This is a genomic window from Microvirga sp. GN3 (assembly GCF_055792825.1).
This window is the reverse complement of sequence record NZ_JBVVAK010000304.1, coordinates 1-3,915: the sequence shown is the minus strand read 5'-3', so window position 1 is coordinate 3,915 and position 3,915 is coordinate 1. Positions and strand designations below refer to the sequence as shown.

The following is a 3,915-nucleotide window of genomic DNA, read 5'->3' as shown; positions in this document are numbered from 1 at the left end:
TCTCTTTCCGGTCGGCGTGCGGTTGTGACGGGCTCGTCGCAGGGCATCGGCTTTGCGCTGGCCAAGGGCCTGGCGGAGCATGGGGCGGCGGTGGTTCTCAACGGCCGCGACCCGGGCAAGATCGAGGCCGCTGCCGCCGACCTGGCGGCGGCGGGACACACGGTCTCGACGGCGATCTTCGACGTGACCTCGGCAACGGCTGTCAGGGATGGGATCGCGGCCATCGAAGACGAGGGCCCGATCGACATCCTGATCAACAACGCCGGCATGCAGTTCCGCACGCCGCTCGAGGACTTCCCGGTCGAGCGCTGGGAGCAGCTGCTCGCCACCAACGTCTCCAGCGTGTTCTTTGTCGGCCAGGCGGTCGCCCGGCCCATGATCGCCCGCGGACGCGGCAAGATCATCAACATCGCCTCGGTGCAGAGCGAGCTCGCCCGGCCCGGGATCGCGCCGTACACGGCGACCAAGGGCGCGGTGAAGAATCTGACCCGCGGCATGTGCGCGGACTGGGCCAGGCACGGCCTGCAGATCAACGCCATCGCGCCGGGCTACTTCAAGACGCCGCTCAACCAGGCCCTCGTCGACAACCCGGAGTTCTCGCACTGGCTCGAGCAGCGCACGCCGGCGGCCCGCTGGGGCAACGTCGCGGAACTGATCGGCGCGGCGGTGTTCCTCGCCAGCGCCGCCTCCTCGTTCGTGAACGGGCACACGCTCTACGTCGATGGCGGCATCACCACCTGCCTGTGACGCGACGAACCGCTCCATGCTTACCGTCATGACGGGCACGGATCCCCGTCCGATCAACGATCGCGGCTGCGCCTGAAGCACGCCGCAGCCCGCCAAAAAGCCGACCTGGGAGAACGCTCACCATGACCAAGCCCGAGATCCTGCTGATGGGTCCCTATCCGGCCTGGGACCTCGACGACCTCGAGAACACCTACACGGTTCACAGGCTCTGGGAGGCGGCCGACCGGGCGGCCTTTCTCAAGGATGTCGGCGCCAACGTCAGGGCCATCGCCACCCGCGGCGAGATCGGCGCCTCGGCCGACCTTATGACGGCGCTGCCGAAGCTTGAGATCGTCTCCTGCTATGGCGTCGGCACCGATGCCATCGACCTCCCGCACGCCAGGGCGAACGGCATCCGGGTCACCAACACGCCCAACGTCCTGACCGCCGACGTGGCCGATATCGGCGTCGGGCTGCTGCTGGCGGTGGCCCGCCAGATCCCGCAGGCCGACGCCTATGTCCGGGACGGACGCTGGCGCAACGCCAACATGCATCTCGTCACCCGCGTTCACGGCAAGACAGTCGGCATCGTCGGCATGGGGCGCATCGGCGTCGAGGTCGCCAAGCGCCTGACCGCGTTCGATTGTCCGATCGCCTATTGCGACGTCGCCCAGCGATCCGACCTGCCGTACACCTTCGTGCCTGATTTGGTTGTCCTGGCCGAGCAGTGCGAGTTCCTGATCGTCACCCTGGCGGGCGGCGCCAGCACGCAAAAGATCATCACCGCCGATGTCCTGCAGGCGCTGGGACGCGACGGCATCCTGATCAACATCTCGCGTGGATCGACCGTCGATGAGGCCGCCCTGCTCGACGCGCTCGAGCACAACGTCATCAAGGGCGCCGGCCTCGATGTGTTCTGGAACGAGCCGGCCATCGACGAGCGCTTCCTGACGCTGGGGAACGTCGTCCTGCAGCCGCATCACGCGTCCGGGACCGTGGAGACGCGCCAGGCGATGGGCCAGCTCGTGCGCGACAACCTGGCGGCGCATTTTGCCCGTCAGCCGCTGCTCACGCCCGTCATCTAAAGGATTGCCCCATGAAAGCCGTCGTCATTCATGCCGCCAAGGACCTGCGCATCGAGGAGCGCGCGCCGGAGGCGCCCGGGCCGGGGCAGGTCGAGGTCGCCATCGAGGCCGGGGGCATCTGCGGCTCCGACCTGCACTACTACAACCATGGCGGCTTCGGCACGGTGCGCGTGCGCGAGCCGATGATCCTCGGCCATGAGGTGGCGGGCAGCATCCGCTCCCTCGGTGAGGGCGTCTCGGGTCTTGCCATCGGCGACCGGGTGGCGGTGTCGCCGAGCCGGCCGTGCCAGTACTGCGAGTATTGCCTCAAGGGCCAGCAGAACCAGTGCCTGAACATGCGCTTTTACGGCAGCGCCATGCCGATGCCGCACATCCAGGGCGCCTTCCGGCAGCGTCTGGTGGCCGAGCACTGGCAATGCCACAAGGTGGCCGAGGGGGTCTCGATCAACGAGGCGGCGTTGGCCGAACCGCTGGCCGTGACGCTGCATGCGGTCACCCGGGCCGGCTCGCTCCTGGGCAAGCGGGTTCTGGTCACCGGCTGCGGCCCGATCGGGGCTCTCGCCATCATCGCCGCGCGGGCGCACGGGGCGCGGGAGATCGTCGCCACCGATGTCATGGACGCCGTGCTCGAGAAGGCGCGGGCCGTCGGCGCCGACCGGACGATCAATGTGGCGAACGATCCGGAAGCGCTGTCGGCGTACGCCGCCAACAAGGGCACCTTCGACGTCCAGTTCGAGGCTTCGGGCAACGGGAGCGCCGTGCGCTCCGGCCTCGAGGTGCTGAAGCCGCGCGCGGTGCTGGTTCAGCTCGGGCTCGGCGGCGACGTGTCGATCCCGCAGAACCTGGTGGTGGCGAAAGAGATCGAGATGAAGGGGACGTTCCGCTTCCACGAGGAGTTCGCGCTCGCGGTCGACCTCATCAACGCGCGGCGCGTCGACCTCAAGCCTTTAATGAGCGGGATCTTTCCGATCGCCGATGCGGTGGCGGCCTTCGAGGCGGCCGGCGATCGCAGCCGGTCGATGAAGATCCAGCTGAGCTTCACCTGACACAGCGCCAGAGCAGGACATTCACCATGAGGATCGGAACTCTGAGGGAAGTCTTCCCGGGCGAGGCGCGGGTGGCGATGACGCCCGAGTCCGCCCTCCAGCTGCAGAAGCTCGGGCATACATGCGTTGTCGAGGCCGGGGCGGGCGCGAAGGCGGGCTTCCCGGATGCCGCCTATGCTGCGGCCGGGGTGAGCGTCGTGCCGGATGCGGCAGCCCTCTCTGCCGCCACCGACGTGATCACGAAGGTGCGCCCGCCGACGGAGGCCGAGATTGGTCATCTGCGCCAGGGCCAGACGCTGATCGCGTTCGTCTGGCCGGCGCAGAACGCCAGCCTGCTGGAGCAGGCGAAGACCCGTGGCGCCACGGTCATCGCGATGGACATGGTGCCGCGCATCTCGCGGGCCCAGAAGATGGACGCACTCTCCTCGATGGCCAACATCGCCGGCTACCGCGCTGTGATCGCGGCCGGCAACGCCTTCGGCCGCTTCTTCACCGGCCAGGTCACCGCCGCCGGCAAGGTGCCGCCGGCCAAGGTGTTGGTGGTGGGGGCCGGCGTGGCAGGGCTCGCGGCCATCGGCACGGCCACCAGTCTCGGGGCGATCACCTATGCCTTCGACGTGCGGCCCGAGGTCGCCGAGCAGATCGAGTCCATGGGCGCGCAGTTCGTCTTCCTGGAGTTCGAGCCGACGCAGGATGGCGCCGCCACCGGCGGCTATGCCGCGCCGTCCAGCCCGGAGTTCCGCGAGAAGCAGCTGGAAAAATTCCGCGCGCTCGCGCCCGAGATCGACATCGTCATCACCACCGCCCTGATCCCCGGCCGGCCCGCCCCGAAGCTGTGGACCGCCGACATGGTCCAGGCCATGAAGCCGGGCTCGGTGATCGTCGACCTCGGCGCCGAGCGCGGCGGCAACTGCGACCTGACCGTGCCGGACGAGACGATCGTCACGGACAATGGCGTCACGATCATCGGCACCACCGACTTTCCGAGCCGCATGGCCGCCCAGGCCTCGACGCTGTATGCCAACAACATCCGCCACTTCCTCACCGACCTGACCCCG

General features: G+C 68.5%; 4 protein-coding genes. All 4 read left to right on the top strand.

The window, feature by feature from the left end; translation table 11 throughout:
* Window positions 1–747 (top strand): SDR family oxidoreductase (locus ACS5Q1_RS46860; protein WP_473104619.1); only part of this gene is annotated, 747 nt, incomplete at its 5' end.
* Between the two features lie 122 nt (window positions 748–869).
* Window positions 870–1,811: a 2-hydroxyacid dehydrogenase gene (locus ACS5Q1_RS46855; RefSeq protein WP_473104618.1), complete on the top strand. Its 942-nt coding sequence runs from the start codon at window positions 870–872 to the stop codon at window positions 1,809–1,811.
* Window positions 1,812–1,822: 11 nt separating this feature from the next.
* Complete coding sequence (locus ACS5Q1_RS46850) at window positions 1,823–2,857, top strand: L-idonate 5-dehydrogenase (protein ID WP_473104617.1); 1,035 nt, start codon at window positions 1,823–1,825, stop codon at window positions 2,855–2,857.
* A gap of 26 nt (window positions 2,858–2,883) precedes the next feature.
* On the top strand, window positions 2,884–3,915 hold a 1,032-nt coding region (locus ACS5Q1_RS46845), incomplete at its 3' end, for a Re/Si-specific NAD(P)(+) transhydrogenase subunit alpha (protein WP_473104616.1).